At 66.1% G+C, this 25,875-nt stretch carries 22 protein-coding genes; 15 read left to right on the top strand and 7 right to left on the bottom strand.

The window, feature by feature from the left end:
• Positions 1-90 precede the first annotated feature (90 nt).
• From ACSC1W_RS05495 to ACSC1W_RS05485, 3 genes are all read left to right on the top strand, one after another.
• Complete coding sequence (locus tag ACSC1W_RS05495) at positions 91-1,803, top strand: MFS transporter (protein ID WP_435345867.1); 1,713 nt, start codon at positions 91-93, stop codon at positions 1,801-1,803.
• A 244-nt stretch (positions 1,804-2,047) separates the two neighbouring features.
• Positions 2,048-2,611 (top strand): hypothetical protein, encoded by a 564-nt coding sequence (locus tag ACSC1W_RS05490; protein ID WP_435345865.1) that lies wholly within the window; start codon positions 2,048-2,050, stop codon positions 2,609-2,611.
• A gap of 136 nt (positions 2,612-2,747) precedes the next feature.
• Positions 2,748-3,251, top strand: coding sequence for a PH domain-containing protein (locus tag ACSC1W_RS05485; protein WP_435345863.1), 504 nt, complete (start codon positions 2,748-2,750; stop codon positions 3,249-3,251).
• Between the two features lie 20 nt (positions 3,252-3,271).
• On the opposite strand, the gene ACSC1W_RS05480 is transcribed toward ACSC1W_RS05485, so the two are convergent.
• Positions 3,272-3,910: a TMEM175 family protein gene (locus ACSC1W_RS05480; protein ID WP_435345861.1), complete on the bottom strand. Its 639-nt coding sequence runs from the start codon at positions 3,908-3,910 to the stop codon at positions 3,272-3,274.
• Positions 3,911-4,009: 99 nt separating this feature from the next.
• Entirely contained in the window at positions 4,010-4,474 is a 465-nt protein-coding gene (locus tag ACSC1W_RS05475) for a DUF1269 domain-containing protein (protein ID WP_435346012.1), read from the bottom strand.
• 233 nt (positions 4,475-4,707) lie between these two features.
• On the opposite strand from ACSC1W_RS05475, the gene ACSC1W_RS05470 reads away from it, so the two are divergent.
• On the top strand, positions 4,708-6,153 hold the full coding sequence (locus ACSC1W_RS05470) for a TIGR00341 family protein (RefSeq protein WP_435345860.1): 1,446 nt from the start codon (positions 4,708-4,710) through the stop codon (positions 6,151-6,153).
• A gap of 55 nt (positions 6,154-6,208) precedes the next feature.
• Here the strand turns inward: ACSC1W_RS05470 and ACSC1W_RS05465 are convergent, their stop codons facing one another.
• Positions 6,209-6,814 carry an HdeD family acid-resistance protein gene (locus ACSC1W_RS05465; RefSeq protein WP_435345858.1) on the bottom strand — a complete coding sequence of 202 codons (606 nt, stop codon included), beginning with the start codon at positions 6,812-6,814 and terminating at the stop codon, positions 6,209-6,211.
• Between the two features lie 239 nt (positions 6,815-7,053).
• Here ACSC1W_RS05465 and ACSC1W_RS05460 point away from each other — a divergent pair, with 239 nt between their 5' ends.
• Both ACSC1W_RS05460 and ACSC1W_RS05455 read left to right on the top strand, forming a co-directional pair.
• The gene (locus tag ACSC1W_RS05460) at positions 7,054-7,665 is read left to right on the top strand and encodes a hypothetical protein (RefSeq protein ID WP_435345857.1); all 612 of its coding nucleotides are present in this window, start codon (positions 7,054-7,056) and stop codon (positions 7,663-7,665) included.
• Entirely contained in the window at positions 7,662-8,330 is a 669-nt protein-coding gene (locus ACSC1W_RS05455) for a DUF2238 domain-containing protein (RefSeq protein WP_435345856.1), read from the top strand. Before ACSC1W_RS05460 ends, ACSC1W_RS05455 begins: the two co-directional genes overlap by 4 nt.
• 412 nt (positions 8,331-8,742) lie before the next feature.
• On the opposite strand, the gene ACSC1W_RS05450 is transcribed toward ACSC1W_RS05455, so the two are convergent.
• The 3 genes from ACSC1W_RS05450 to ACSC1W_RS05440 form a co-directional block, all read right to left on the bottom strand.
• Positions 8,743-9,180 carry a DUF5518 domain-containing protein gene (locus ACSC1W_RS05450; RefSeq protein ID WP_435345855.1) on the bottom strand — a complete coding sequence of 146 codons (438 nt, stop codon included), beginning with the start codon at positions 9,178-9,180 and terminating at the stop codon, positions 8,743-8,745.
• A 362-nt stretch (positions 9,181-9,542) separates the two neighbouring features.
• Positions 9,543-10,511 (bottom strand): hypothetical protein, encoded by a 969-nt coding sequence (locus tag ACSC1W_RS05445; protein WP_435345853.1) that lies wholly within the window; start codon positions 10,509-10,511, stop codon positions 9,543-9,545.
• Positions 10,508-11,491, bottom strand: a complete 984-nt coding sequence (locus tag ACSC1W_RS05440; RefSeq protein WP_435345852.1) for a hypothetical protein — start codon at positions 11,489-11,491, stop codon at positions 10,508-10,510. The genes ACSC1W_RS05445 and ACSC1W_RS05440 overlap by 4 nt, the downstream gene beginning before the upstream one ends.
• Before the next feature lie 179 nt (positions 11,492-11,670).
• Here ACSC1W_RS05440 and ACSC1W_RS05435 point away from each other — a divergent pair, with 179 nt between their 5' ends.
• Both ACSC1W_RS05435 and ACSC1W_RS05430 read left to right on the top strand, forming a co-directional pair.
• Positions 11,671-11,820, top strand: coding sequence for a DUF7557 family protein (locus ACSC1W_RS05435; protein ID WP_435345851.1), 150 nt, complete (start codon positions 11,671-11,673; stop codon positions 11,818-11,820).
• Between the two features lie 111 nt (positions 11,821-11,931).
• The gene (locus ACSC1W_RS05430; RefSeq protein WP_435345849.1) at positions 11,932-12,582 is read left to right on the top strand and encodes an HAD family hydrolase; all 651 of its coding nucleotides are present in this window, start codon (positions 11,932-11,934) and stop codon (positions 12,580-12,582) included.
• An 87-nt stretch (positions 12,583-12,669) separates the two neighbouring features.
• On the opposite strand, the gene ACSC1W_RS05425 is transcribed toward ACSC1W_RS05430, so the two are convergent.
• A complete protein-coding gene (locus ACSC1W_RS05425; RefSeq protein WP_435345847.1) occupies positions 12,670-12,972 on the bottom strand; it encodes a hypothetical protein in 303 nt (100 codons plus the stop codon).
• A 91-nt stretch (positions 12,973-13,063) separates the two neighbouring features.
• On the opposite strand from ACSC1W_RS05425, the gene ACSC1W_RS05420 reads away from it, so the two are divergent.
• The 7 genes from ACSC1W_RS05420 (at position 13,064) to ACSC1W_RS05390 (ending at position 25,816) form a co-directional block, all read left to right on the top strand.
• Positions 13,064-13,498 carry an FKBP-type peptidyl-prolyl cis-trans isomerase gene (locus tag ACSC1W_RS05420; protein ID WP_435345845.1) on the top strand — a complete coding sequence of 145 codons (435 nt, stop codon included), beginning with the start codon at positions 13,064-13,066 and terminating at the stop codon, positions 13,496-13,498.
• An 84-nt stretch (positions 13,499-13,582) separates the two neighbouring features.
• Entirely contained in the window at positions 13,583-14,599 is a 1,017-nt protein-coding gene (locus ACSC1W_RS05415) for a BtrH N-terminal domain-containing protein (RefSeq protein ID WP_435345844.1), read from the top strand.
• 119 nt (positions 14,600-14,718) lie between these two features.
• Complete coding sequence (locus ACSC1W_RS05410; RefSeq protein WP_435345842.1) at positions 14,719-15,138, top strand: universal stress protein; 420 nt, start codon at positions 14,719-14,721, stop codon at positions 15,136-15,138.
• Between the two features lie 70 nt (positions 15,139-15,208).
• Complete coding sequence (locus ACSC1W_RS05405; RefSeq protein WP_435345841.1) at positions 15,209-16,303, top strand: sodium:phosphate symporter; 1,095 nt, start codon at positions 15,209-15,211, stop codon at positions 16,301-16,303.
• Between the two features lie 79 nt (positions 16,304-16,382).
• Positions 16,383-16,805, top strand: a complete 423-nt coding sequence (locus ACSC1W_RS05400; RefSeq protein ID WP_435345840.1) for a universal stress protein — start codon at positions 16,383-16,385, stop codon at positions 16,803-16,805.
• Between the two features lie 75 nt (positions 16,806-16,880).
• Positions 16,881-17,612: a meso-2,3-butanediol dehydrogenase gene (gene budC / locus ACSC1W_RS05395; RefSeq protein WP_435345839.1), complete on the top strand. Its 732-nt coding sequence runs from the start codon at positions 16,881-16,883 to the stop codon at positions 17,610-17,612.
• A gap of 305 nt (positions 17,613-17,917) precedes the next feature.
• Positions 17,918-25,816 (top strand): malectin domain-containing carbohydrate-binding protein, encoded by a 7,899-nt coding sequence (locus ACSC1W_RS05390; protein WP_435345838.1) that lies wholly within the window; start codon positions 17,918-17,920, stop codon positions 25,814-25,816.
• Positions 25,817-25,875: the final 59 nt, after the last annotated feature.

The following is a 25,875-nucleotide window of genomic DNA, read 5'->3' as shown; positions in this document are numbered from 1 at the left end:
TTCTCCCGAGGGCCGGGACGAGTTCGGCCGACGAATCGAGATGGACGTGGTACTAACTTACATCAGAGTTGGCATCGAACAGCCTATCATATGAGTTCGAGCGCAAGCGACCCGACGGGCGGGGCGACGTCTCCGGACGAGCGGTCGGCGGGCGGACTGCAGTACTGGGGCCCGGCGATCGCCGTGAGCCTGTCGATGTTCATCGCCGTCATCGACTCGACGCTGATGAACGTCGCCATCCCGGCGCTCGTCGTCGACCTCGACACGACCGTCACCGTGATACAGGGAGCCATCACGTTCTACTCGATGGTGATGGCCGCACTCATCCTCCCCGGCGGGAAGCTCCCGTCGATGTACGGGATTCGGCGCCTGATGACGGTCACGCTCATCGTCTACGGGGTCGGGACGCTGCTGGCGGCGGTGAGCTGGAACCCGGCCGTCCTCTACCTCGGCTGGTCACTCATCGAGGGGGCGGCAGCGGCGGTGTTGCTTCCGTTGACGTTCACCGTACTCGTGGTCAGTTACGACGGGCGGGACCGGGCGAAAGCGCTGGGCATCCTCGCCGGGGTGAACGCTGCCGGTGCGGCTATCGGACCGCTCCTCGGTGGTGCCGTGACCACGTTCGCGAGCTGGCGGTGGGGGTTCGCCCTCGAGGCCATCATCGTGGTCGTCGCCCTCGCGTTCGTCCGGTACCTCCCCGCTGAGCGATTGCAGGAGACGCGTCTCCGGTTGGACGTCGGCGGGACGGTCCTCTCCATCCTCGGCACGACGACGCTCGTCGCCGGTATCCTGCTGGCCAGCAGGTACGGATGGGTGCTGGCACGACGCCCGTTCGTCGTCGCCGGCGTCCAGTTCAACCCGTTCGGCACGTCGCCGACCGTCTGGCTGGTCGCCATCGGTCTGTTCACGTACGCCGCGTTCGTCCAGTACGAACTCCGGCTGGAGGCGGCCGGGCGGGACCCCCTGGTCCCCATCCGCGTGCTGAAGAACACGACGTTCACGGCCGGCATCGTCACCAACACGACGCGGTCGATGGTCATGGCCGGGTTCATCTTCGTCATCCCGGTGTTCCTCCAGTCGGGCGTCGGGTACACGGCGTTCGAGACCGGCCTGGCGATGCTGCCGTTCTCGGTCGGGACGTTCGTCGCCTCCATCTACACCACCGGGTGGCGTCGGTACGTCTCGCCGAAGACGCTCGTCCAGGGTGGAACCGTACTCATGGGAGTCGGACTCCTGTCGCTGGTCGGACAGACCAGCATCGAGCTGACGTTCGCAGAACTGTTCGTCCCGATGGCACTGTTCGGCCTCGGACTCGGACTCGTCATGGGACAGCTCATCGACATGACGCTCTCCGCGGTCGGCACGCACGACGCGGCCGCTGCCTCGGGCGTCCTGAACGCGACGGCGATGCTCGGCTACTCGTTCGGCACCGCCATCGTCGGTGCCTACCTGCTCAGGGATTTCTACGGGAACGTCGTCGACGGCGTCCTGCTGGCCAGTGGAGCAGCTGTCTCGGGCGCGCGTCGGGACGCGCTCGTCGTGGCGCTCGAAGATGCGGCCGAGACGGCGACCAGCCAGACGCAACAGGAGCTCCTGTCCCGGTTGCCGCCCGACCAGCAGGAACTCCTCGCCCGGGTGTTCGAGGCCGCCATCGTCGAGGCACAGCGAGCCGCGCTGTTGCTCCTGACGCTGTTCGTCCTCCTCGTGCTCCTCTCGTCGACGCTGCTCCCACGGGTGGCCCCAACCCTCGACGACGACCCGGAGCGTCGCGAGGCGGACCGGGACGCGGCCGACCACGAGTGACCGACGAGAATCAGATAACACCGACTTAAGAGCGTTGCCCGGAGCTTATCGTCCCACGATGGGCAGGTGTTGGTCGGAAACCTAGCGCGGGGATACCCGCCGAAACGGACTACTTCCAAGAACGAACAGCGAGGTTTCTGGCGACGGGTGCCTGGCAAGGCCAGTATAACAATTCCAGTGTCTGTCGAAGTCCGAATCGGCCCGCAGGAGCCACGAGTGGTTCCAAGGGCAGCACAGTGATACGATGTCTCAGCAACTACAGCAACCAACGTCGGCGACGTCGGGTGTACAGCAGGAATACCAGCCACAGTACCAGGCCCAGACACAGATGGGCCAGCAGTTCCAGGGGAGCCAGGTCGGCCAGTTCATGGGACGACGGTTCCAGGAGACTGTCCCGCACGAGGTCCAGCAGGCAGTGAGCGACCTGGAGAAGTTCGAGACGCTCATGGAATGGGCGAAGTCCCGTGCGGTCCAGCGAGGCAGGCCGCGCGTCGCGGCGCGGTGTGACGACCTCGCACAGATCGCCCACCTCGAGAAGGGACTCATCCTCCGAGAGTCGCCGTTCGCCGAACCCATCGGGCACGCGACCCGCCAGACCATCCAGCAGGGCATCCAGGAGCTCCAGCAGCGCGCGAGCGAGCCCGAGGTGCAGGAGGCGCTCCAGCAGGGCCAGCAGACCGCCCAGGCCATCAGCAACGCGCTGGGTCGACTCCAGAGCTTCGGCCAGCAGGGGATGCAACAGCAGGTCCAGCAGCCGGTCCAGCAGCAGGGAACCCAGCAGTACCAGCAGCCCCAGACCCAGTACTGAACGACTGGACGACCAGCCTACTCAGCGACTCCCCCACTTTCTTTCGTGCAGTCCGCCCCGAGACTGTCGCCCGTCGCGGTCGCGCTTGCAGAACCTCGTGGAAACGGCTTTGCCAATCGAGACCATACCTCCACGTATGTCAAGCACCACTCCCCGTGAGTGGGTGACGCTCGGTTCCGGCGAAGAGGTCGTCTGGTCCGGCCGGCCGAGCCCCTACCTCGTCAAGTACTGGATCGGCGTCACGGTCGGCGTGTTCCTCGCCGGACTCCTCACGATCTGGATACTGCCGACGAACTGGCACTGGATCGGATGGCTCGTCGTCCTCGGTGCGGTCGGCGTCGGTGCGTACGCCTACGTCCTGTACCAGTCCGTCGTCTACGTCATCACCTCCGAGAAGGTCTACCGGAGACGGGGCCTCCTCCACAAGAGCATCGATACGATCCGGCTCGACCGCATCCAGAACGTCACGTTCACCCAGACGTTCCTCCAGCGTCTCGTCGACTGCGGCGACATGAAACTCGACACGGCCGGGTCGGGCAAGGCCGAGATGAGATTCCGGAGCGTCCCCGACCCGTCGTACATCAACGGCCTCCTCGTCGACGGGATGGCCGACGGACGGAGACAGCCGACGTCTCCCTGAAGACCGTTCGCTCGTCGAGACTAAGCGCCTTGCGAGTCGTCGAGACTCGACAGCAGACGCAACTGTAGCGCGCCGTTTATCGGTATCACCAGGAGCCAGACGAGGATAGCCGCCGTCGGCGAAACGAGGGCGACGGGTATCGCGGCCGTGAACACGAGGGGCGAGGCGAGGTACTGGGCCGCTCGAATCTGGACTGCGCGAGACGTCACTCCCGTCCCGATGAGGTCGCGTCTCGACGCGTACAGCCACAGTATCGCGAGACTGTACCCGGTGAGCGCCAGGACGCCCGAGAGGAACACGATACCGAGTCGGCCGGGATACGTCGTGAACACGGACGTCGCGTAGGGGATGAACGCGACCAGAAGGAGGAAGACGAGATTGAGAGAGACCACTCCGCGTTCGTGCGTCTCGATGTAGACGAACGTGCGACGGTGGAGGACCCAGTACTGGCCGATGACCAGGAAACTCAACACGAACCCGAAGAAGTCCTGCCACTGTTCGACGATCCGCTCGACGACGACCGACGTCGGACTGCCGGCGGGGACGGTCGGAACCGTGATGTCCAGCACGAGCAGGGTGATGACGATGGCGATGACCCCATCGCTCAACGCGGGTAGCCGGCCCGTCTCGCCAGCCTCTCGCCGAAAGGGAACGCTCATACTACGTATAGTAGCGTGTCGTCCAGCAAACATCTTGCGGCGTCCCCCGGAGTGGTTCGCGTTCTCGAAAAATCGGTCGGGTCGATGGTCCGGGACTCCTCACCCGGCGACTTCCTCGGCGGCGAACGTCTCCCGGAGGCGGGTCTCCTGTTCCGGCGAGAGGTTCGTCTCGATTATCTCGAACTGGAAGTCGGACAGTTCGTCCTTGATACGGTCCATCTGTGCGTCGCGGGCGAGCAGGAACAGTCCGGATTCGCCGGGGTCGATCTGTTCGCCGACCTCCTTGATGAAGGAGTCGTCGATGCCGATGTCCGAGAACTTGCCACTCAGCGCACCCGTCACGCTGCCGATGGCCATCCCGAGCCAGGGCATCCAGAAGATGATGCCGATGAGCAGTCCCCAGAACGCACCGCCGAGTGCGCCGGCACCCACGAGGCTGTGGGCCTGCTTGACTTTCACCTGGCCGTTCTCCTTGCGGACGGCGACCGCCGCGTCCTCGAGCGTGATCAGTTCACGCCGTTGCAGGTCGTACATCTTCTCGCGCATCTTCTCTGCGCCGTCCATCGAATCGAATGCTAGTACTACGAGTGAGCTCATTGGAACCTCCGCACCTGTGTTTCGATGGACACGTTCTTAACGATAGTTACCACGTACCAATCAGGACGTGACGTGTCGGTCGGCCGGCCCGACCGCCGAGGGACGTTGCCAACCAGAGCCGTCAGACCTCGATTCCCGGGCTGGACGTGCCAGCAAGAAACGTCTCCCACTTTTATCACCTCAGATGTCGTACACACCGTATGCGACTCGTACAGGTACTGATACCGGAGGGTCGAAGAGCGAACGTTCTAGAGGCCCTCGACGACCAGGGGATCGACTACGCGGTGTTCGACGAGGTCGGACGGGGTGACTTCGAGGCGATGGTCCAGTTTCCGGTCCCTCCCAGCGGCGTGGAAACCATCATGGATCGATTGACGGACGCAGGGGTTCGGTCGGACGCCTACACCATCGTCCTCCCGACGGAGACGGTCGTGTCGGAACGGTTGTCGGCCCTGGTCGAGCGATTCCCCGGGCTTCGCATCTCGCGCGAGGAACTGTACGCCCGGGCACAGGACCTCGCACCGGCCAACTCCACGTTCTTCGCGTTCCTGATCTTGAGCACGGTGATCGCGACCACCGGGTTACTACTCGACTCGGCAGCGACCATCATCGGCGCGATGGTCGTCGCACCGCTGATGGGTCCTGCCGTCTCCGCGAGCGTCGGGACCATCCTCGACGACCAGCGCATGGCTTCCAGGGGCGTGACGCTACAGGTGACGGGATTGCTCGCCGCCATCGCGACCGCCGCCGTCATGGGCTGGTTGCTGCAGCAGTCCATCCTCATCCCCCCAGAACTCGACATCAGGAGTGTCCCACAGATTACAGAACGCACCAGTCCGAACTTCCTCTCGCTCTTTCTCGCCCTCGGGTCCGGGTTCGCCGGGGCGCTCAGCATCATGCGGGGGTCGGGGTCCACGCTGGTGGGCGTCGCCATCGCCGTGGCGCTCGTTCCGCCTGCTGCGACGTCGGGACTCGGCATCGCCTTCGGCTTGCCGGGTGTCGCCATCGCCGGCGCGGTGCTCGTCGTCGTCAACCTGCTCGCCATCAACCTCTCCGCGCTCCTCCTGTTCTACCTGGCCGGGTTCAAGCCGCTCGAGGCCGGGAAGTTCGAGGGTGTGAAGGCCTCTCTCGTCTCCAGACTCATGGTCATCGCCATCGGTCTGGCCGTCCTCTCCATCGTCCTCGGCGCCGTCACGTGGACGACGTTCCAGACCGAGTCGCTCGAACAGCAGACCCAGTCACAGCTCCAGCAACAGTTCGACGAGGCCGACATCGAAGGGGTCGAACTCGTCAGCGTCACCGTCGACTACCGACCCGTCGACATACTCCTCGGCAATCAACCGCGCGTCGACGTCCTCATCGGGGTCCCACGGGACCAGGAGATACCGCCAGACCTCGCACAGCGGTTCGACGACCAGTTGACCGAGAGCCTCGGTCGTGACGTGGTCGTCCGGGTCGGGTTCATCGAGGCCCAGATCTCCGAGGACGAACCGCCGGACCCGCCGCTGGGGTGGCCATCGCGGACGCTGGAGTCGACCGAAACGCAGTCCGGTCACGTCGCGTCCGGACCGACCGCTATCGAGTCGACGATGTCCCCCGCATCCGACGTCACACGCACGAGAGCGCGACTGGACGCTACCGGGTGACACGCTGATAAAAAACCGGAGAACGTCGAATCGGTCGACGTCGACCGATCCGCGTTCAGACGCTCGGGGTTTCGGTCTCCGGCTTCTCGCCGCCCTTGGGCGCGGCCCTCCGACCCGTCAATGCGACGGATATCAGCGACAGCCCCGTCGTGAGCAGGCTGACACCGACCAGGAGCCCGACCGCCCAGATGGCCGTCGACGGGAACCCGACCCAGAGCAACGCGGCGAGGACCAGGGACACGACGCCGCTGAAGAGCACCCAGCCCCACCGTGGTTCGGGACGCATCTGGAAGGCCATGACGATCTCGACGATTCCCTCGACGAGGAAGTACGCGATGACCAGGATCGTCAGCGTCACCAGTCCGACGAGGGGGTTCACGACCAGCGAGATGCCAGCCAGCCCGTAGACGATGGCCAGGATTATCTGCCAGAGCGAGCCCTTCCAGCCCCGGACGGTGAACGCGTTGACGACGTGGACGAGCCCGCCGACGATCAGGAGCCCGCCGAGCAGGTACGATATCGCGATGCCCGTCACGAAGGGCGTGAAGAAGGCGAGTACCCCGAGAAGGGAGATGACGATACCCGTTCCGAGTAGGAACCGCCAGTTCTGTTGTAGTTCTGTCGGTACTGCTGGCGCTGCCGTAGTGGATTCTGTACTCATTGTTATGCCTCGGGTGAAAGATACGGCACCTCACGGGTTAATCGTTGTTCACATTTACTAGCGAGATGTGTGCTGGGTCGAGACTTCGCGGTTCCAGACAGCACACCAGTCGGTCCCGTCGCGTCGTGAGGGATCGGCACGACCAATTATTATGTGGTCACGGTGCCTCTCGTTCACATGAGCAACTCCGACCAGGGGTGCGTTCATCCGAGCCTCGACGCCAACCCAGGTGATACTCCATGAGTCAACGATTACCCGAAGAATGGTTCATCAAGGACGAGAAAGTGAACGCGACGATAACGTGGGTACTCACGGCCGTCCTCGTGCTCGCGGCCGTCGGCTACCTGCTCTCGTTCCTGCTCGTCAGCCTGCTACTCGCGGCGACGGCGGCCGCAGTCGCCATCGTCCCGCCAGTCCTCGCACGAACGTGGACCCGGACCGTGCCGTGGCCGTTACTGCTCCTCGCGTCGGCACCCATCGTCGTCGGCGCGTACGAACCGACGCTCTTCCGACTCGTCGTCATCGGTACGGGCGTGGCCGCGCTCGGCATGCTGGTGGTCGTCGTCCTCCAGATGACGACGACGGTCCGGATGACGCCCCAGTTCGCCATCGTGTCCGTCGTTCTCGCGACGCTGGCGTTCGCGGGGTTCTGGGCGGTGGGCTCCGCGTTCTCGGCGGCCTACCTCGGGGGGACGTTCGTCGAGACCAACGACGAACTCATGTACGTCTTCACCGCGGCACTGATCGGCGGCCTCGTCGGCGGCATCATCTTCAGGTGGTACTTCCGGCGCCAGCTCCGTCGTCCCATCGAACCATCGACCGCTAGCGATAGCGAGGTGGAGACGGCATGAACATCTTCATACGCGTCGGCCCCGGCCAGGGATGGCAGGAGCTGCTCGTCCGGTTCCTCCAGCTGGTCATGGTCGGCATCCTCGCGGCCGGGCTCTGGCTGGGCAACGGTGGCGTCGTCGTCAACGCTGGCGTCGGCCTGCTCGTCACGTTGCTCCCGGCGTTCCTCGAACGGAACTACCGGTTCACGATGAACGTCGGCATCGTGCTCTGGATCACCGTCGCGATGTTCCTGCACGCCCTGGGTACGCTCCCGCTCCCGGGCCTCGACCTGGCGACGCTGTACGGGACGACGACCTGGTGGGACCACGTGACCCACGCGCTCTCGTCGTCGCTGGTCGCGGGCGTCGCCTACGCCATCGTCAGGGCGCTGGACGAGCACACCGAGTACATCCACCTCCCCGCCCGGTTCCTGTTCGTCTACCTGCTCATGTTCGTCATGGCGTTCGGCGTGGTGTGGGAGCTGATAGAGTTCTACATCAGCGTCGCAGCACGACTGCTCGGGGTCGGAACGGTTCTCACCCAGTACGGCCTGGACGACACCATCCTCGACCTGTTCTACAACACGCTGGGCGGCCTGCTCGTGGCCCTGTTCGGCACCGTCCACCTGACGGGTGTGGCCGACGAACTCGCCGCCCGCATCGGAGCACGAGAAACGGGACGCTGAGAGTCACGAACTCAGCTATTACAAACCGGTTACCAGTACCGTCCCTCGTTCGGGCGGGGCGGTCTCGGTTGGACGAACGTGGGACGGCATGCCGGACGAGAAAGGACGAACGACGAACGTGGCCGGCCAGGAAAGGTGCCGTGAACGCAGATAGTCGTCTTCTACTTGCACGTCTACGGCAGCGGTGTCGCGGGCCGGCGAGTCGCACCGAGGGCCGGCAGGAGTTACACTACTATATCTGTAAAACGAGGACGTCGATGAGGGTACGTGGTCCGGTACGGCCGGGTTCGAGCGACGATGGGACGACGTTCGGGTCGAAGAAGTAGCGGTCAGCGTTCGGAATGATCGATCGCGTTCAAAATGATTGTGATTACGTTCGGTTCGAGTCGGTGCCGTCCTCACCGGGGGCCGGTCAGGGTGCCCGGGGAGTGGTTCCGACGTCCATCTCGTCCATCTCGGGACGAGCGCCGCGGCGTCCCTTCGCCCAGCCCCCGAGGGAGCCAGCGATGGCGCCCGGGATGGCGTTCACGAACAGGGCGAGGATCCCGACGAGGGTGCCGGCGAACGCCGGAACGACGCCCACGAACAGGATGCCGAGGAGCACGGCGAAGGCGAGGGTCACGATGCCACCGAGGACGGTCGCGAGGCCGCCGTGGACAGCGCCGTTCCCCGCGCCCGAAACCATGTAGCCGGCGACGAAGCCACCGACGAGGCCGGGCAGGGCGAGGAAGACCCACCAGATGCTAGCTAGTTGCTCCGTGAGGATGAAGGGTGCCGCGAGCGACACGCCTATCCCTAGGAGGATCGATACGACGAAGCCGGTCAATACTGCAGTCCAGTTGATTTCCATAATCGAGCTTACAGATGGATGGACGAGAGCTTAGTAATTATCTTCCTATCATGTTGGTAATGTATTCGGATGATACGACGATGGGATTCGGATGATTGCATCGGCAGGGCCGTCCAGTCCGGTCGACACGTGATGGGACGGTCGGTGACGGGACAGGGTGCAGGTTGCTAGCCGACCACACTGTTGCGAAGCGTCGTGGACGCCGCCCCGTCCACGCGCTCGAAGCGCCGGCTGTCACGTGCGATACCGTCGCGCTCTCGGCAACCAGGGTGTCAGTAAGCGAACTGTACCGCGCTCTGCACGCCGCAGCCTGGTGGTTCCTGTCGGTATCCGGCGTGGTACCGGGACGGCGTAAGGACCTCCTACCCGACTCGAACCCGGCACCATCCCGGGCCCGGCCCGCCGAATCGTGTCCTCGTCGGTCGTTCGCGTCCGGCCGCCACCTGCCCCGTGAGACTCGGTTCCCTCGAATCTACCCAGTCCGGTTCGTCGACGGTGGCCCCGTCCAGCGTGCTGAACGACCACCGGTACCGTACCGACACGTTCACCGTGACCTGCGCACCCGGTTCCGTGGTGGCCGTCGCCGTCCCGGCGTACCGCGTCTCGAGGGCGACGACCATGCCGCGTTCGTCGACGAGGAGCACCGCCGTCGCGGCGTCGATGGCGTTGGGCAACCTCCGAGGTCCCGGTCGCATGTCGTCCCGGTACCCGGTGCTGACGAACCGGTACACGGTCTCGTTCGAGTCTGCCCGCTCGACGCGCCCGTCGTACTCGAACGCGAACGCGGAGAGACTCGACTCCAGGGAGTGGTCGAGGGCCCACGCCCGGAACGTGTCGGCGGTCAGGTTCCTCGACGCCGCGCGGGACGTCCAGTCGGAGGCGTTTCGACGGACCCTGGTGTGCCACTCGGACGGGGTGGCGAAGTGCTGCAACTGGACCAGCGACCCGGACCGGACGACCCGTCGACGGTGGACGGACCGCGGCGGGGTCGCGTCGAGGGCGAACCGGTGGACGCCAGTCTGGTTCCACTTCCACCGGTCGGGTCGTGGGCTCCCCGCGGGCCGACTCGCGTTGATGCGCCGTTCGACCCGGAAGGTGCCCGCCGCCGTCAGCACCGACCGATGCGCGTCGACCAGTCGAGACACGTTCTCGACGCCGTCCGACGAGGTTCCCGGCGGGAACGGCGCGTCCGCCTGGGCCGACGAACCGGAGGGGTTCGGTCCCTGGGTCACGGTCACGAACCCGCCGGTCACCACGACGGTCACGAGGAAGAGCGAGGCGAACACCCACAGCCCCGGCCGACGACCACCGTCGGGTCCCGAGGCGGTCATACTCGACCGGACCGGTAGAGGCTCGCGACGACGTTCGACGGGAGGTACGAGTAGCGGTGCTCGCGGCCGAGTAACCCCGGTGGCGGTCGAGTCGTCGCCCCGGTGACCGCGGCGCGCGACATGAGGTACGAGAACCCGAGGTTGAGCCTGAAGTGGTCGCGCACGAGCGACTCGGGATAGGCGTCGACGAGCACGTCGTAGACCGCACCGCCGACCCGTCTCGCGTCTTCGCAGTCCGGTTCGGGGAAGAACTCGCGCGAGAAGAACGCGAACGCGTCGTCGGCGTCGAACAGCGCGGGCACGATGTCCTCGACGGACGTCCCCGGGTCGCGGCGCTCGGCCACGATGTCGTCGTCGACCAGGTCCTCGTAGTGGCGCATCGACCGGCGCTCCGGCGACGGGTCGTCCGCGTGCCGGTCCCGGTAGTGCTCGACGCAACACTCGGGGTAGCCGTGCAGCACCCCCCGATACCGGTCGAACCGGCCCGGGTCCTCCTCGACCACCGCCTCGACGTTCTCGCGGACGACGTCCTCGGGGTCGGGTGCGTCGCCGTCCCCGAAGACGTAGACGCGAGCGCCGTACCGGACCTGTGACCCCGTCCGGGACCAATCCGGCACGACGAAACACGTGCCGGGGACGTGCCGACGGAGGAACGTCAGCTCCGGGAGCGTCCGCAATCCGTCCAGCAGTCGGTCCGACGCCGCCAGCAGGTCCCGTCGGCACAGCGAGTCGAGCTGGAACCCCAGTTCCCCGAGCATGCGCCGGGACTGCCGGAGCGTCTCGACGCGCGGCCCGACGTCGGTGCTCGAATCGAGCGCCTCGAGGACGGCGCGCTGCCCGTCGAAGTACGACTCGTCGAGTTGCACGCTGGCCCCACGTCTCGCCCCCTGGACCACGGCGTACGCGTCGAGGGCGAAGAACGTGGGAACCGAACCGAGGGATTCTGCGTGGTCGACCGTCGATACGTCTCCGGGCACCATACGAGAACTGTCCACGTTCGGGTTCAAATAGCCTCGGCCGGGCGCGTCGCCCACTCGCGGGGGTGCGTAACCGCCCCGACGGCGGAACGGACGGTATCTGTCATCGACCGTGGACGATGGGCGACCTATTTGCACCCCAGGCACGTATCGTCTCGTGCAGTTGCGCAACACCGAGTACAATGACCCACACGATAGAGATAAGCGACGAACTCAGGTACCGACTGGACAAACACCTGGAGGACGACGAGACCTACGAGGAACTCATCGAAGAACTCGTCGCCATGTACGAGACCGAAGGGATATTTCTCCAGGAGGGCTACTCGGAATGACGCCCCACCCCGGCTGAGGTCGTCCGAACGCGATACCCGCCGTTCGTTCGCGCGTCGTGGGACGACCACGGCGGGGTGAGGAATTATGCGAATGGCGAACGAACGGTCGGTATGGCGCTCGTAGCCTTCGATTTCGACGGAACGCTTTCCCAGACTGACCTGACCGTCCTCCTGGGGCGGGAGTACGACGTGGGCAACGAGATTCGAGGACTCGTCGAGCAGGGGCGCCTGGGCGAGGCGGACTTCGCGAGTACCCTCCGACAGCGTGCAGCGCTCCTCGACGGGATGCCGGAGATCCGGGTCGACGCCGCCTTCGAGCGCTGCAAGTTGCGCGACGGCGTCGTGGAACTGCTCACCGACCTCCGCCGGTCGGGCGAGCAGGTCGCCATCATCACCGGGACCTTCGAGCGTGGCGTGGAGACCGCACTCGACCGGGCGGGCGCCGCGGTCGACCACGTGGTGGCGAACCAGCTCGTCATCGAGAACGGCGCAGTGACTGGGGCGGTCGAGGGGCCACTGGTCGAGGGCACCAAGGACGAGGCACTCGGGGAACTCGCCACCAGCCTGGGCCTGGACATCGGGCAGACCATCGCGGTCGGCAACGGGGCGACGGACCTCCCGATGCTCCGCATCGCCGGTACCGCCATCGGGTTCGACCCGGAACCCGTCGTCGAACCGCACTGCGACGTCGTCGTGCCGTCGATAACCAAGCTCAGGCTGTACTTCGAACAGCACGACATCCTTGACGTGCCCGGACGGTGATACCCTCTGATCGGCAGTCGCTCACGGACGACTGCTCGACGGCTACGGCTCCTGGACTGCGAGGCACCGTCGCCGCGACGGCACCGGTCAGTATATCTCCAGTTCCGTCACCATCCGTCGCACGAGTTCGGGTTCCTGGAGCACGCGTCCGGTCTCGTCGACGTGTCGCGAGCCGACCTCCTCGGTGAGGACGGCCGTGTCGTAGAAGGTGTCGTCGGACCCTTCGACGCGGTCGATTCTGTCGGACGGGAACATGACCGGCGACTGCTCCTCGCCCGTCAGCGCGACCCACCCGTTCTCCGCGATGAACGCGCGTTCCGTCTCGATCGGCTCTGCGTCGTCTCGGAAGTGGACGGTCACCATGTCTGGACCGACGTGGCCGTGGACCATCAGTTCGACGGCGCGTGTCGGGGTCCGTCGAGGACGGAGACGGCCCGACGGCGAGCCCCATCCTTTTCGTCCTCGCCGTCGAAGGTCGGGTATGGCCGTAGAGCAAGGGTCAAAGGTGAAACTCGCGTTCACCGCGACGTACCCAGACGGCGAACTGTACGACACCTCGTCGCGGGAGGTGGCGGCCGAACACGGCGTCGAGGGCGACAAACGGTTCCGGCCGATCGTCGTCGAGGTCGGGTCGTCCCCGACCATCCAGTCCCTCCAGGAGGGGTTGCTCGGTATGGAGGTCGGCGATACGAGGGAGATAACGGTGCCACACGAGGAGTTCAGGCTCACCTGGGACCGGACCGAGTTCGAGACGATGGTCGACGAGCCAGCGACCGAGGGGATGGAGGTGCACGCGAAGACCGGACTCATCGGCAGGGTCGTCTCCCTCGACGACGAGTCGGTGACGGTCGACTTCGACCCGGACCGGGCGGGGGAGTCGTTGACCTTCGACGTCGAGGTCCTCGAGGTCGAGTGAGGCGAGTGGGACCGTTCCGGTACCTCGGACCGACCTGCCGGGACGCGGGGGAAAGTTAACTGTCGCGCCGTCGAATGCCACGGTATGGAACTCGTCGAAGGCTACGACCACCAGCCCGGCGTCCACTGCGGGGCGAGCGCACTCCGGAACGTCACCGAATACTACGGCTGGCGATACACCGAGGCAGCGTGTTTCGGCATCGGCGGCGGCGCGACGTTCGTGCTCTACGAACATCCCGACCACCCCTGGGTCACGTTCCGTACCACGCCCCTCTGGCTGGAGCGTGCGTTCTTCGAGAACCTCGGCATCCCGCACACGTTCCGGGAGGGAGACGACTTCGAGACGGCCTGGGAGAACGTCACGGCGCACGTCGACGACGACGACCCGGTGATACTGTTCCTCGACCCGACACGGCTGGAGTACCTCCCGGAGGAACCGGACCACCTCCCGCCCCACGTCGCCGTCGTGATCGGATACGACGACGAGACGGTCCTGCTCTCCGACGGCGCACTGGACGGCCGACACGAGGTGTCGCGCTCGGTGTTGCGGGACGCCTGGACCGAAGACCGGTTCGCGTCGCTGGAGAACGAGTACCTCGTCGTGACCCGGGCGGCGAGGACGGTCAAGGGCAACGACGCGGCCGCCGCCGGACTCAGACAGGGCGCGACCTACATGCTCGACCCGCTCGAGATAAAGCGTGACCCCCGGGGACCCGGAGAGGAGGGAATCCCCGCACTCCGGTCGTTCGCCGACTACGTCGGAAGGTGGCCCGACCTCCCGGAACCGGCCAGACCGGTCAGGGCCGCCCGGCGGGCCATCAACGAGCACGGGGAGGGCGCGGCGTTCCGTGACCTCTACGCCGACGCGCTCGAGGAACTCGGCCAGCGGACCGACCTCGCCCCGGACATCGACGGGCGGATGGCCGACGTCGCACGCGAGTGGCGGATCGTCGAGGACCGCCTGGGCGACGTCCTGGAGGCGGACGACCCGGGGCCGGGACTCTTCGAGGAGGCGTCGACAGTCGTCGCCGACATCGCCGACCAGGAGGAGGCGCTGTTCGAGGCCATCGCGGACGAACTGGGGCGCGTCAGGACCGACTGACGGTCCAGACTCAGAACGGGGCGACGAGGTACGTCGAGACGGTCGTACCTGCTGGGTCGAGGTATAGCGAGGGAAGTCCCCGGACGAACGGTTATTCCGCTGGACGTAGATGCTCCCGTATGGAGCACATTCTGCTCGCGACGGACGGGAGCGAGTACGCACGGACGGCCGCGGCGCACGCCATCGAACTCGCCGAGGAGGAGGGTGCGACGCTGCACGTCATCTGCGTGGTCGACCAGCGCCGGTTCGACGACCCGGCGCTCAGTTCGGCCGAACTGGCGACCATCTACGCCGACGAACACGCCGACGTGTCCGTACGGGAGGTGAAGCAGATGGCGTCGCACACCGACGTCACCGTCGCGGGCGACACCCGTCACGGGATTCCCCACGAGATAATCGTCGCCTACGCCGACGAGGTGGACGCGGACCTCATCGTCGTCGGCGAACACGGTGCACACGAGGAGCACTTCTCCGGCGTCGGGCGGAAGGTCGACGAACTCTCCGACCGGGAGGTCGTGGTCGTCGAAGCCGAGTCGTAGCACCGACACCGACCGGGCCGACGCCGTCGCGCCCGGCCAGCGCAGTCACGTAGAGGAACCCCGTCACAGCATGAGTTCACGACTGTCACGCGCGTTCGACCGATTCTCGGGCGCGTCGCTCCTCTCGCTCGGAATCGCCGGCGCAGTCCTGGTGTTCCTGTTCGCCGTCCAGTTGCTAGGGACGGCCACGGAGGCTGCGGCCCCGGTCCTCGAACGAGTGTTCGCTCGCGTGGTCGTCGGCGACGCATCCGCACTCGGTATCGGGTGGTTCGGGGCGTACCTCCTCGCCAACGGGTCGGTGGTCGCCGCACTCTCCCTGTCTCTGTTCACCGCCGACATCGTCTCGCCCTCACAGCTGTTCATGATGATCGCCGGGTCGCGCCTCGGGTCCGCCGTCATCGTCGTCGTCGTCGGTGCGCTGGACTACTTCCAGAAGGAACGATACACCCTGCGGCGGTCGGTCAGCATGGGCCTGTTGACGTTCCTGCTGACGCACTCGATCTACGTTCCGGTCACGGTCCTCGGGTACGTCGCGCTCACACATCTCCGCCGACCGGTCGGCGCCGTCGGTCCGGCCTGGGTCGAGGGACTCCAGCCACTGACGTTCTTCGACCCGGTCACAGCCGCGGTCACGGACGCCATCGGCCCGGGGCCGACGTTCGTCCTGGCCGTCGCGTTGCTGTTCGGGAGTCTGAAGTTGTTCGACCGGTTCCTCGGGAGCGTCGACACGAGGGCCCTCCGTCGCCGGTTCTTCAGGCACCTCGAGCGGACGTGGCTCTCGTTCGTCATCGGCCTGCTGGTCACGACTGTCACCACGAGCGTCGCGTTCTCCATCGGCGTCATCGTCCCCCTCTACAACCGTGGCTACGTCGAGCGCGACGAACTCATCCCCTACGTCCTCGGGGCCAACCTCGGAACGCTGTTCGACACGCTCGTCGTCGCCGTCGTCCTGCGGTCGCCCGCCGGCGTCGCGGTGGTGTTGGAACTCCTGGTCGTCGCGACGCTAGTGACGCTGGTCGCCCTCGTCGCCATCGACGCGTACAGCGACGCCGTCGTCGCGGTCGACGACCGACTGCTAGACGACCGCCGGCTGTTCGTCGCGTTCGTTCTGGCGCTCGTGCTGGTCCCGCTGGGACTACTGGTCGTCCCGCTCGCGGTCGGATGAGCGCCGGCGCTGTCGCTGGCCGTCCGGCAGTCCAGCGCCCGGGACGGGGCTTATCCTGCCTCCCGTCGTAGGCGCTAGCATGGTCGACCGCGTCCTCGTCCCGATGGACGATTCGCCGCTGGCCCGCCGTGCGCTCGACTTCGCGCTCGAGGTCCACCCCGAGGCCGACATCACGGTCCTCAACGTGATCGACTACGTCGAGGAGAGCTACAGCGCCGAGATGCTCGTCGGCGGTGAGGAACTCCGGGCACGCGCGACAGAGCGGGCGAACGCGCTGCTCGAGGACGCACGCGAGCGCGCCACAGACCACGCCGGCGAGGTGACGACGGTCGTCGAGTTCGGGAACCCCTCGCGGGTCATCGTGGACTACGCGGAGGAGAACCCCGTCGACGTCGTCGTGATGGGCGGTCACGGTCGGTCGATGGTCGCACGGATGGTGCTCGGCGACGTCGCCCAGACGGTCGTACAGCGTGCCACGGTGCCGGTGACCGTCGTCCGGTGACCTGTTCGCGCGACCGACGGGTACGGCCCCCGTTTATTTCGTCCTGGCAGCCGTCGGTCCGGACTGGAGGAGACCATGCAACTAGACGGAAAGACAGCGATAGTCACAGGCGGGTCGTCCGGTATCGGGAAGGCCATCGCCGACGCGTACGTCGATGAAGGTGCTGACGTCGTCATCGCGAACCGGAACGAGTCCGAGGGGAGCGAGGTCGCCGACGAACTCGGTTGCACGTTCGTCCGGACCGACGTCAGGGAGTACGACCAGGTCGAGTCGCTGGTCGAGGCCACCGTCGAGGAGTTCGGCCGACTCGACGTGATGGTGAACAACGCCGGCATCGCGAGCGAGACCAGCGTCGAGGAGATGGAACTCGAGGAGTGGCGGAACGTCGTGGACACCGACCTCGACGGCGTCATGCACGGGACGAAGGCAGCGCTCCCGTACCTGGACGAGACCGACGGCTGCATCGTCAACGTCGCCTCGATATACGGACTCGTCGGTGGGAAAGGCGCCGCGTCCTACTCGGCGGCGAAGGGCGGCGTCGTCAACTTCACCCAGCAGGTCGCCGTCGACTACGCAGACGAGGGCGTCCGCGTCAACAGCATCTGCCCCGGGTTCGTCGAGACCCCGATGACGGAGGGCCTCCTCGAGAGCGACCGGTTCTACAGCTTCGTCCGCGACGAGACTCCGATGAACCGCCCCGCCCAGCCGGAGGAGATCGCACCCCTGGCGGTGTTCCTCGCCTCGGACGGCGCCTCGTACCTCACCGGGGCCAACATCCCGGTCGACGGCGGTTGGACGGCCCACTGAGGGGCTGGCGGAAGGTTCGTCGTCGGCCAAGTCCGTCCGACCACGCTCGAACGGGAGAAACGACGGATAACGCCGCCTCTAACGCGTCTAACCAAGTAGTTAGACAGGTTAGGAGGTAACAACCTGGTACCCGTCGGTGGGTTCCCGGTACTATCCATATAGTAGCCCTACAGCCGATTTGTAATCAACCTGTAAGCAATATTGTCACGTTTTCAAAATACTTTACCTATAACGAGTACCAGCCAATTTTGAAAACAATCTAACCTGACTATTACAATAGAACCAAGTGATTTTGACTGAGATGCATGCAAAACGTAAACGGAAGGCAGCGAGTGCTGGCCATACTTCTGGCAGTACTGACGGTCGTCTCCATCGTAGCCGCAGGGGCCACAGGAGCCCTTACGACGCCGAAAGACGCGTCGACGGTGGGGGGACAGTCGCTGTCCGTCGCGGACGAAGAGATTTTGTATCGTGCGAACGCGGGCGGGAGCTTCACGACCTCGACCGGAGACCAGTGGACCCCGCTCGTCGACTACATGGTCTCTGGGAACGACAACACCGGCTCGTTCGGGCAACCGAGCACGATTCACGATTCGGTTCCGACCGGGACACCCAGTCAAATCTGGGAGGTCGAACGGTACGATACCGGTTCGGCGGGCGACGGGAACGAGATGCAGTACGAGTTCTCCGTTCCCCAGGGCCAGCAGGTCGAGGTCCGACTCTACTTCTACGACGGTTACTCGGGCACCAGCAGCGTCGGTGACCGCGTATTCGACGTCAGCGTCGAGGACCAGACCATCGAGGACTTCGACATCATCGAACGGTTCGGCGACGACACCGGCGCGATGGAGTCGTTCACGGTCACGAGCGACGGGACCGTCGACGTCGACTTCGCGCACGTGACCGAGAACCCCCAGGTCAACGCCATCGAGATCGTCACCACGGAGGCCTCACCCGGCGAACTGGGCGGACCGAGCAGCGTAGACTTCGGGACGGTCGTTACCGGGGAGAGCGCGACGGAGACGGTGACACTGACGAACCTCGGGAACGAGAGCAACAGTTCGCATCCCGACATCGCTATCGACGGCGTCTCCGTCACTGGCACCGACGCGGACCAGTTCTCGAACGACTTCTCTGGGAGCACCACGCTCCAGCCCGGCGAGTCGACCACGGTCGACGTCACGTACTCGCCGTCCGAGGCGCAGGCTCACGCGGGCACGCTCGAGGTGAGCCACAACGGGACGAACTCGCCACTCACGGTCGACCTCGGCGGCGAGGGGACGAGCGACGTCCCCGTCGGATTCGGCAAGAGTCAACTCCAGGGCTTCGACCAAGGCTCGCTCACGGCGCTTGAGTTCGGTCCCGACGGCCGACTCTACGTCGCCCAGCAGAACGGGATGGTGTACGCCCTGAACATCACCCGCGACGGTGAGAACTCCTACAGCGTCGAGTCCCAGGAAACCATCGGAGCGGTCCAGACCATCCCGAACCACGACGACACCGGGACCTACGTCCCCGGCGAGACGACCCGACAGGTGACCGGGTTGACCGTCGGTGGAACGGCGTCCCAGCCCGTCGTCTACGTCTCCTCCAGCGACCCGACCATCGACGTCGGGACGGACGACGACGACACGGACACGAACTCGGGGGCAATCTCCCGGCTGACGTTCGACTGGAACGCCGACGGCAGCCTGGCGAACGTCGACCACACCGTGATGGTCCTCGGACTGCCACGCTCCGAGGAGAACCACGCGACCAACGGGCTGGACCTGAGCGACGACGGGAGTACGCTCTACGTCGCACAGGGTGGTCACACGAACAAGGGCGCACCCGGCAACAACTTCGGTCACACGCCGGAGTACGCACTCTCGGGCGCTGTCCTCGAGATCGACCTCGCCCAGATAGAGGCGAACCACAGCGCGAAGAACCTCCAGAGCTACGACGCCGACTACCCGAGCCTGGAGTTCATGTACGCCATCCCGACCATCCAGAACGACGACGCGACCGACGGTGACGACCTGCCGTTCGGTGGGAACGACGGCATCAACCAGGCCAAGTGGATCGAAAACGGCCCGGTGCAGGTCTACTCGTCCGGCTACCGGAACCCCTACGACCTCGTCCTCTCGGAGGACGACCAGCTCTACGTCATCGACAACGGCCCGAACGGCGGCTGGGGCGGCCAGCCCGTCGACGAGGGACCGAGCGGCGTCTGCAGCAACCAGCCCAACGAGGACGGGAGCTACGGCACCGGCGACCAGCTCCACCTCGCGACCGAGGGGAGCTATGGCGGTCACGCAGCCCCCATCCGGGGGAACCCGACCGGGGCCGACATCTACGACGCCGACGGCAACCTCGTGTTCGACATCACGGAGGCCAACAGCCCCGTCCCCGCCTCGGAGGTCGACCCGGTCGAGTGCGACTACCAGGACCCGACCGAGGACAACTCGATCGGTGACACCTTCAGCTGGACCGGCGGCATCGAGGAGTACACCGCCTCGAACTTCGGTGGCGAGATGCAGGGGGACCTGCTCGTCGTCGAAACTGCCAATTCCGTCGAGCGGGTCGAGTTGAACGCCACCGGCGAGGGCGTGACGAACCAGGAGAACAACTTCTTCAGCGACATCACCGCCCTCGGCATCACCGCCCAGGGCGACGGGGGTCCGTTCCCGGGGACCGTCTGGACGGCCCGCGGGAGCGTGACCGTGTTCGAGCCGAACGACATCGACACGGACCCGTGCAGTGGCGAAGACGACCCGACCCTCGACGAGGACGGCGACGGCTACGACAACGCCGACGAACTCGACGTCGGGACCGACCCGTGCTCGGCCGCCTCCACGCCGCCCGACTTCGACGACGACGACACGTCGAACCTGAACGACCCGGACGACGACAACGACGGTCAGCCCGACACGTCCGACCCGTTCGCGGTCGACCCGGACGATGGCACGACCACGACGCTCCCGGTCCAGATGGACTTCTCGGAGACCAGCCTGTTCACCGAGGACGGCCAGGGCTGGACGGGGCTGATGACGAACGGGCAGGACGACTACCAGGACCTCTACGACCCCGGCCAGATGACGGTCGGCGGCGCGGCCCAGGTCCTGACGGTAGAGAACGTGCCGACCGGTGACGCGGTCAACAACGACCAGCAGTTCGCGTTCCAGCGCGGCGTCGCCGCCCCCGACGACCCGTTCACCGTCTCCACGACGGTGAACGGCTTCCCGGCGGACCCGTCGAACTACCAGTCGATGGGCCTCTACGTCGGCAACGGTGACCAGGACAACTACCTGAAGCTCGTAACGGCAGCCAACGGTGGCACCGGCGGCATCCAGTTCGCCGGCGAGACCGGTGGCAGCTTCACCAACGTCGCCCAGCCCGACGACCCCAGCGTCACCGGGCCTGGCAACGACACGGACCTCTCGATGACGGTGTACCCGTCGAACGGCACCGTCGAGGCGTACTACACGCCCGAGGGAGGCCAGCAGACCCTCGTCGGCGAGACGACGATTCCAGACAGCTGGCTGAACAGTTCCGACGGGACCGGCCTCGCGGTGGGCGTCATCTCGACCTCCTACCAGGCGGGGTCGACCTTCGACGCAACGTGGACGCATCTCGACGTCGAGTACGTGGACCCACCGGCGAACCAGCCCCCGATCGCCGACGCCGGTGACGACCAGTCGGTCGACGAGGGGACCACGGTCCAGCTAGACGCCTCCGGGTCCACCGACCCGGACGGCGACGACGCGACCCTCGGCTACACCTGGACGCAGACCGCCGGACCGTCGGTGAGCCTGTCGGCGAACGACGTCGTGAACCCGACCTTCACCGCGCCCGAGGTGGACGGCGACGCGACGCTCACGTTCCAGGTCAGTGTCTCCGACGGCGTCGACAGTACCACCGACACGGTGAACGTCACGGTCCAGGACACAGACGCGACCACCGCCGGCGAGGTCGTCTACCGCGTGAACGCCGGCGGCCCCGAAGTCGCTGCCGGTGATGGTGGTCCCGCCTGGAGCGCCGACACGGCCACCAGTCCCTCGACGTACGTCAACGCCGACGGCGACAACGGCCTCGACACGTACAGTACCGGCGACAGCATCACGTTGAACGACTCCGTTCCGTCGGGGACTCCCGAGACGCTGTTCCAGACGGAACGCTACGACGTGGACACCGCCGGTTCGACCGCGGACGACACCGAGATGCAGTGGTCGTTCGACGTCCAGCAGGGCGAGACCTACGAGGTCAGACTCTACTTCGCGGAGATATTCCTCGACTCCTCGAACGTCGGAACGCTGGGTCCGCGCACCTTCGACGTCCTCGTCGAGGGTGATACGAAGCTGAACGACTACAACCTCTACGAGGAGTACGGTCACGACGTCGGCGTCGTGGAGTCCTACGAGGTGACGCCCTCGGACGGTACCATCGACGTCGCGTTCCTGCACGAACAGGAGAACCCGAAGATATCGGCTATCGAGATCGTGAACGTCAGCGATAGCGACGACGAAACCTTGTCCCTCGAGGCGGCGGTCGCCAGTGCCGACGAGACGGGGGACGATAGCCAGATCGAGTTCACCGAGGTTCAGATGGCCGTCAACTGGTGGCAGACCGGCCAGGAGGTCCCCGACACCGGCGGTGAGACCATCGAGTTCACCGAGATGCAGACCCTCGTCAACCTCTGGCAGACCGACGCGACCGTCGACGAGTCGCCCACCGCGTCGCTCTCGGTCTCGCCCCAGAACCCGACCGCCGGCGAACAGGTCACGCTCGACGCCTCCGGGTTGACCGACCCCGAGGGAGACGACCTGACCTACTCGTGGGTCATCGACGGCCAGCACGACCACGACTGGCACGACTCGACCGTCGAGTACGCGTTCCAGACGGCCGGCGACCACACGGTCCAGGTGACCGTCGAGGATACCGCCGGCAACGTCGACACGGCGTCCCAGACCATCACCGTCTCCGAGGCCACCGGCACCGCACTCGTCGAGATCACGCCGGACAGCGACGTCGAAGCGACGACCTACGGCCAGGGGTCCTACCAGGTGACCAACACCGGCGAGAAGAACATCGCGGCCGTCTCGTTCGACCTGAGCAGCGCGTCCTACCCGGACATGGTGTTCGACCCGAACGGCACCGCCGGCGACCCGACCGGTGAGGGCCTCAACATCGTCGACGAGGGCGGCACGAACATCACCACCGAGCCTGGCACCTGGGAAGCGTTCTCCCAGCCGCACAACGGCGTCGACGGTGACGACGGTTACGACGTGATGACCGTCGAGTTCGGGGACTTCGACCCCGGCGAGATGGCCACCTTCTGGGCGGACAACGACCCGACCAGCATCAAGGGAGCGACCGTCAGTTCCCAGGAGGCAGGCCCCGTCTCGGGGCTCGAACTCGCCGGGTCCACCGTGACCGTCACCTACGAGGACGGGACGACCCAGACGACGCAACTGATGGGCGACGGCAGCGCCGGCGGGTCGACCGCCAACGTCACCTCGAACGAACAGCCTGCGCCCACCATCGGCGCCGAGGGTGTGACCCTCGACTCGGGCATCCTCGACGCCCGCCACAGCGCCGCGACCGTCTCCTCGGCCAGCCAGACCATCACGGTCACCGGCCAGGCTGGCGAGACGGTGACCCTCGTCCGCGCCGAGGGCGAACTGACGCTCTCGAACGTCCCGGACGCCGACGACGACGGCGAGCCGGGGTACGATATCGAGGCGTACGAGGCCAACGACGTCGAGACGGTCGAGTACTACACGGTCACCCTGGACTCGAGCGGCGAGGCCACGGTGCCAGTCACCCTGACTAACACCACCTCGGACGGCGACGACAACGCCGGCTACAACTACTTCACCGCGGTCCACGGCGAACCGAACGCCGACGCCGGCCTCGCGTCCAACGTGGTCGTCCTGAAACTCGACGCTGGAAGCGACACCGGGACCACCGACCAGCCCGTCTACGCGGTGAACGCCGGCGGTCCGAACTACACCGCCGTCGACGGGACGGAGTACGTGTCCGACGCTAGCTTCGGCGGTTCGTTCAGCGGTTCGGCCGGCACGTCGAGCACGACCTGGGCCATCGGGAACACCGAGGACGACACGCTGTACCAGACCGAACGGTACGGCGACCCGCTCTCGTACGCCATGCCAGTCGACGACGGCACCTACAACGTGACCCTGCAGTTCGCGGAGATCTGGCACACGTCCCAGACCGGCGGTGCCGGCGACGACGCCGGCGGCGACGGCGAGGTTGGTGACCGCGTGTTCGACGTCTCGATCGAGGGTCAGCAGGTCCTGAGCGACTACGACATCTACCAGGACGTCGGCGGCCTGAACGCGACCCAGAAGACGTTCACCGTCGAGGTTACCGACGGGACGCTGGACATGACCCTGGACGCCTCGACCGACTACGCGAAGGTCAGCGCGTTCACCGTCGAGAACGCGAGCAGCACCGGCGGGGGGACCAACACCGCGCCGACGGTCGACGCAGTCGACGACCAGACGGTCATCCGTGGCGAGACGGTCACCGTCCCCGTCTCGGCCTCGGACGCCGACGGCGACGCACTGTCCCTGTCCACGAGTGGCCCCGCGTTCGTCGACTTCACGGACGATGGCGACGGGACCGGCACGCTGACCGTGGCCCCGAAGTCCGGCGACACCGGCACCTACACGGTCGACGTGACCGCCGACGACGGAACCGACCAGACGACCGAGAGCTTCCAGCTGACGGTCGACGCCGGCACGTCGCTCACGGACGGCGTCGCCTCTCACCGCGTGAACGTCGGCGAGAGCACGACCCTCGGCGCGACCGACGGCGGTCCCGACTGGACCGGCGTCGCGGGGACGTCCTCCCCGTACCTCGTCTCGGTCGGCAGTCCGGCCGGGAACTACTGCGGTGGAGACACCGTCACGCCGACGAGCGCCGTTCCGGCGAGCACGCCCGACGCCGTGTACGACTGCGAGCGATACGGTCCGATGCAGTGGACCTTCCCGACCGACGGGCAGGAGGTCGAGGTGCGTCTCTACCTGAGCAACCAGTTCTCGGGTGCCAGCGAGGTCGGACAGCGTCAGTTCAACGTCTCCGTCGAGGGGACGCAGGTGCTGACCCAGTACGACCCGGTGGCCGACGCCGGCCACGCCAACGGCACGGTGAAGGCGTTCACTGCGACCGACCAGGACGGCGACGGGAACGTGACCGTCGCGTTCGAGACCGGAGCGATAGAGAACCCGCAGGTCAACGCCATCGAGGTGGTGAACCTCTCGAGCAGTTCGACCACGAGTTCCGCCGAGCTCTCGGTCACCGAGAACGGCGGCATCGACGCGAGCACCTACAACAGCGGGTCGTTCGAGATAACGAACACCGGCGCCCAGGAGATAACGTCGGTCACGTACGACCTCGGCACGTCCACGTTCCCGGACGTGGTCTTCGACCCCGAGGGGACTGCTGGCGACGCGGGTTCGAAGGGGTTCACCCCTGACAGCGGCGGCAGCACCGTCGGCGTGGTCGACGGGTCCTTCACCAGTCCGCACAACGGCGTCGACGGCTCGGACGGCTACGACGTGCTGACTGCGACGTTCGACGACTTCGACGCAGACGAGACGTTCACGTTCTCGGCCGACATCGACCCGACGAGCATCAAGGACGCCACGGGGACCGGTGCCGCAGGTGCCGTCTCGGGGCTCGAACTCTCGGGTGCGACCGTGACGGTCGAGTACGCGGACGGGACGACCCAGACGAGCCAGCTGTTCGGCGACGGGAGTAGCGGTGGCTCGCAAGCCACCGCGAAGGAGACCGTCGAGAGTGCTCCCACCATCGGCGTCGACGGCGTGACGCTCGATTCGAGTGCGCTCGACCCCGAGCACAGCGCGGCGACCGTCTCCTCGGCCAGCCAGACCATCACGATATCCGGTCAGCCCGGTCAGACGGTCCAGCTCCTCCACGTGGAAGGCCAGCTCGAACTCGACCAGGCGACCGGCTACGAACTCGAGCAGTACGAGGCCAACACGGCGGAACAGACCGCCTACCAGACCGTCACGCTCGACTCGAACGGGGAAGCAACGGTCGACGTCACGCTCACGAACACGTCCACCAGCGGTGTCGAAGGTGGATTCAACTACTTCGTCGCCACCGTGCAGGACGGCGACGGCGACACCGGTCAGACCTCGACCGTGGTGATACTGAAACTGGAGAGTAGCAGTTGATCGGAACAGACCGATGCAGGAGACCGATGACGGCCCAGGCACTCCCTGGAACGTCTGTG

The organism is Haloarchaeobius marinus, assembly GCF_051207415.1.
Lineage (GTDB): Archaea > Halobacteriota > Halobacteria > Halobacteriales > Natrialbaceae > Haloarchaeobius.
This window is presented reverse-complemented; position numbering and strand designations above follow the sequence as displayed.

What these genes read in the sequence shown, in the direction of transcription:
- ACSC1W_RS05425 (WP_435345847.1), bottom strand. Translation starts at nt 12,972, where the DNA reads ATGGTCCACGGCCACGTCGGTCCAGACATGGTGACCGTCCACTTCCGA.
- ACSC1W_RS05460 (WP_435345857.1), top strand. Translation starts at nt 7,054, where the DNA reads ATGAGTCAACGATTACCCGAAGAATGGTTCATCAAGGACGAGAAAGTG.
- ACSC1W_RS05490 (WP_435345865.1), top strand. Translation starts at nt 2,048, where the DNA reads ATGTCTCAGCAACTACAGCAACCAACGTCGGCGACGTCGGGTGTACAG.
- ACSC1W_RS05485 (WP_435345863.1), top strand. Translation starts at nt 2,748, where the DNA reads ATGTCAAGCACCACTCCCCGTGAGTGGGTGACGCTCGGTTCCGGCGAA.
- ACSC1W_RS05470 (WP_435345860.1), top strand. Translation starts at nt 4,708, where the DNA reads ATGCGACTCGTACAGGTACTGATACCGGAGGGTCGAAGAGCGAACGTT.
- ACSC1W_RS05420 (WP_435345845.1), top strand. Translation starts at nt 13,064, where the DNA reads ATGGCCGTAGAGCAAGGGTCAAAGGTGAAACTCGCGTTCACCGCGACG.
- ACSC1W_RS05465 (WP_435345858.1), bottom strand. Translation starts at nt 6,814, where the DNA reads ATGAGTACAGAATCCACTACGGCAGCGCCAGCAGTACCGACAGAACTA.
- ACSC1W_RS05415 (WP_435345844.1), top strand. Translation starts at nt 13,583, where the DNA reads ATGGAACTCGTCGAAGGCTACGACCACCAGCCCGGCGTCCACTGCGGG.
- ACSC1W_RS05455 (WP_435345856.1), top strand. Translation starts at nt 7,662, where the DNA reads ATGAACATCTTCATACGCGTCGGCCCCGGCCAGGGATGGCAGGAGCTG.
- ACSC1W_RS05435 (WP_435345851.1), top strand. Translation starts at nt 11,671, where the DNA reads ATGACCCACACGATAGAGATAAGCGACGAACTCAGGTACCGACTGGAC.
- ACSC1W_RS05400 (WP_435345840.1), top strand. Translation starts at nt 16,383, where the DNA reads ATGGTCGACCGCGTCCTCGTCCCGATGGACGATTCGCCGCTGGCCCGC.
- ACSC1W_RS05410 (WP_435345842.1), top strand. Translation starts at nt 14,719, where the DNA reads ATGGAGCACATTCTGCTCGCGACGGACGGGAGCGAGTACGCACGGACG.
- ACSC1W_RS05495 (WP_435345867.1), top strand. Translation starts at nt 91, where the DNA reads ATGAGTTCGAGCGCAAGCGACCCGACGGGCGGGGCGACGTCTCCGGAC.
- ACSC1W_RS05440 (WP_435345852.1), bottom strand. Translation starts at nt 11,491, where the DNA reads ATGGTGCCCGGAGACGTATCGACGGTCGACCACGCAGAATCCCTCGGT.
- ACSC1W_RS05405 (WP_435345841.1), top strand. Translation starts at nt 15,209, where the DNA reads ATGAGTTCACGACTGTCACGCGCGTTCGACCGATTCTCGGGCGCGTCG.
- ACSC1W_RS05445 (WP_435345853.1), bottom strand. Translation starts at nt 10,511, where the DNA reads ATGACCGCCTCGGGACCCGACGGTGGTCGTCGGCCGGGGCTGTGGGTG.
- ACSC1W_RS05430 (WP_435345849.1), top strand. Translation starts at nt 11,932, where the DNA reads ATGGCGCTCGTAGCCTTCGATTTCGACGGAACGCTTTCCCAGACTGAC.
- ACSC1W_RS05450 (WP_435345855.1), bottom strand. Translation starts at nt 9,180, where the DNA reads ATGGAAATCAACTGGACTGCAGTATTGACCGGCTTCGTCGTATCGATC.
- ACSC1W_RS05390 (WP_435345838.1), top strand. Translation starts at nt 17,918, where the DNA reads ATGCAAAACGTAAACGGAAGGCAGCGAGTGCTGGCCATACTTCTGGCA.
- budC (WP_435345839.1), top strand. Translation starts at nt 16,881, where the DNA reads ATGCAACTAGACGGAAAGACAGCGATAGTCACAGGCGGGTCGTCCGGT.
- ACSC1W_RS05475 (WP_435346012.1), bottom strand. Translation starts at nt 4,474, where the DNA reads ATGGACGGCGCAGAGAAGATGCGCGAGAAGATGTACGACCTGCAACGG.
- ACSC1W_RS05480 (WP_435345861.1), bottom strand. Translation starts at nt 3,910, where the DNA reads ATGAGCGTTCCCTTTCGGCGAGAGGCTGGCGAGACGGGCCGGCTACCC.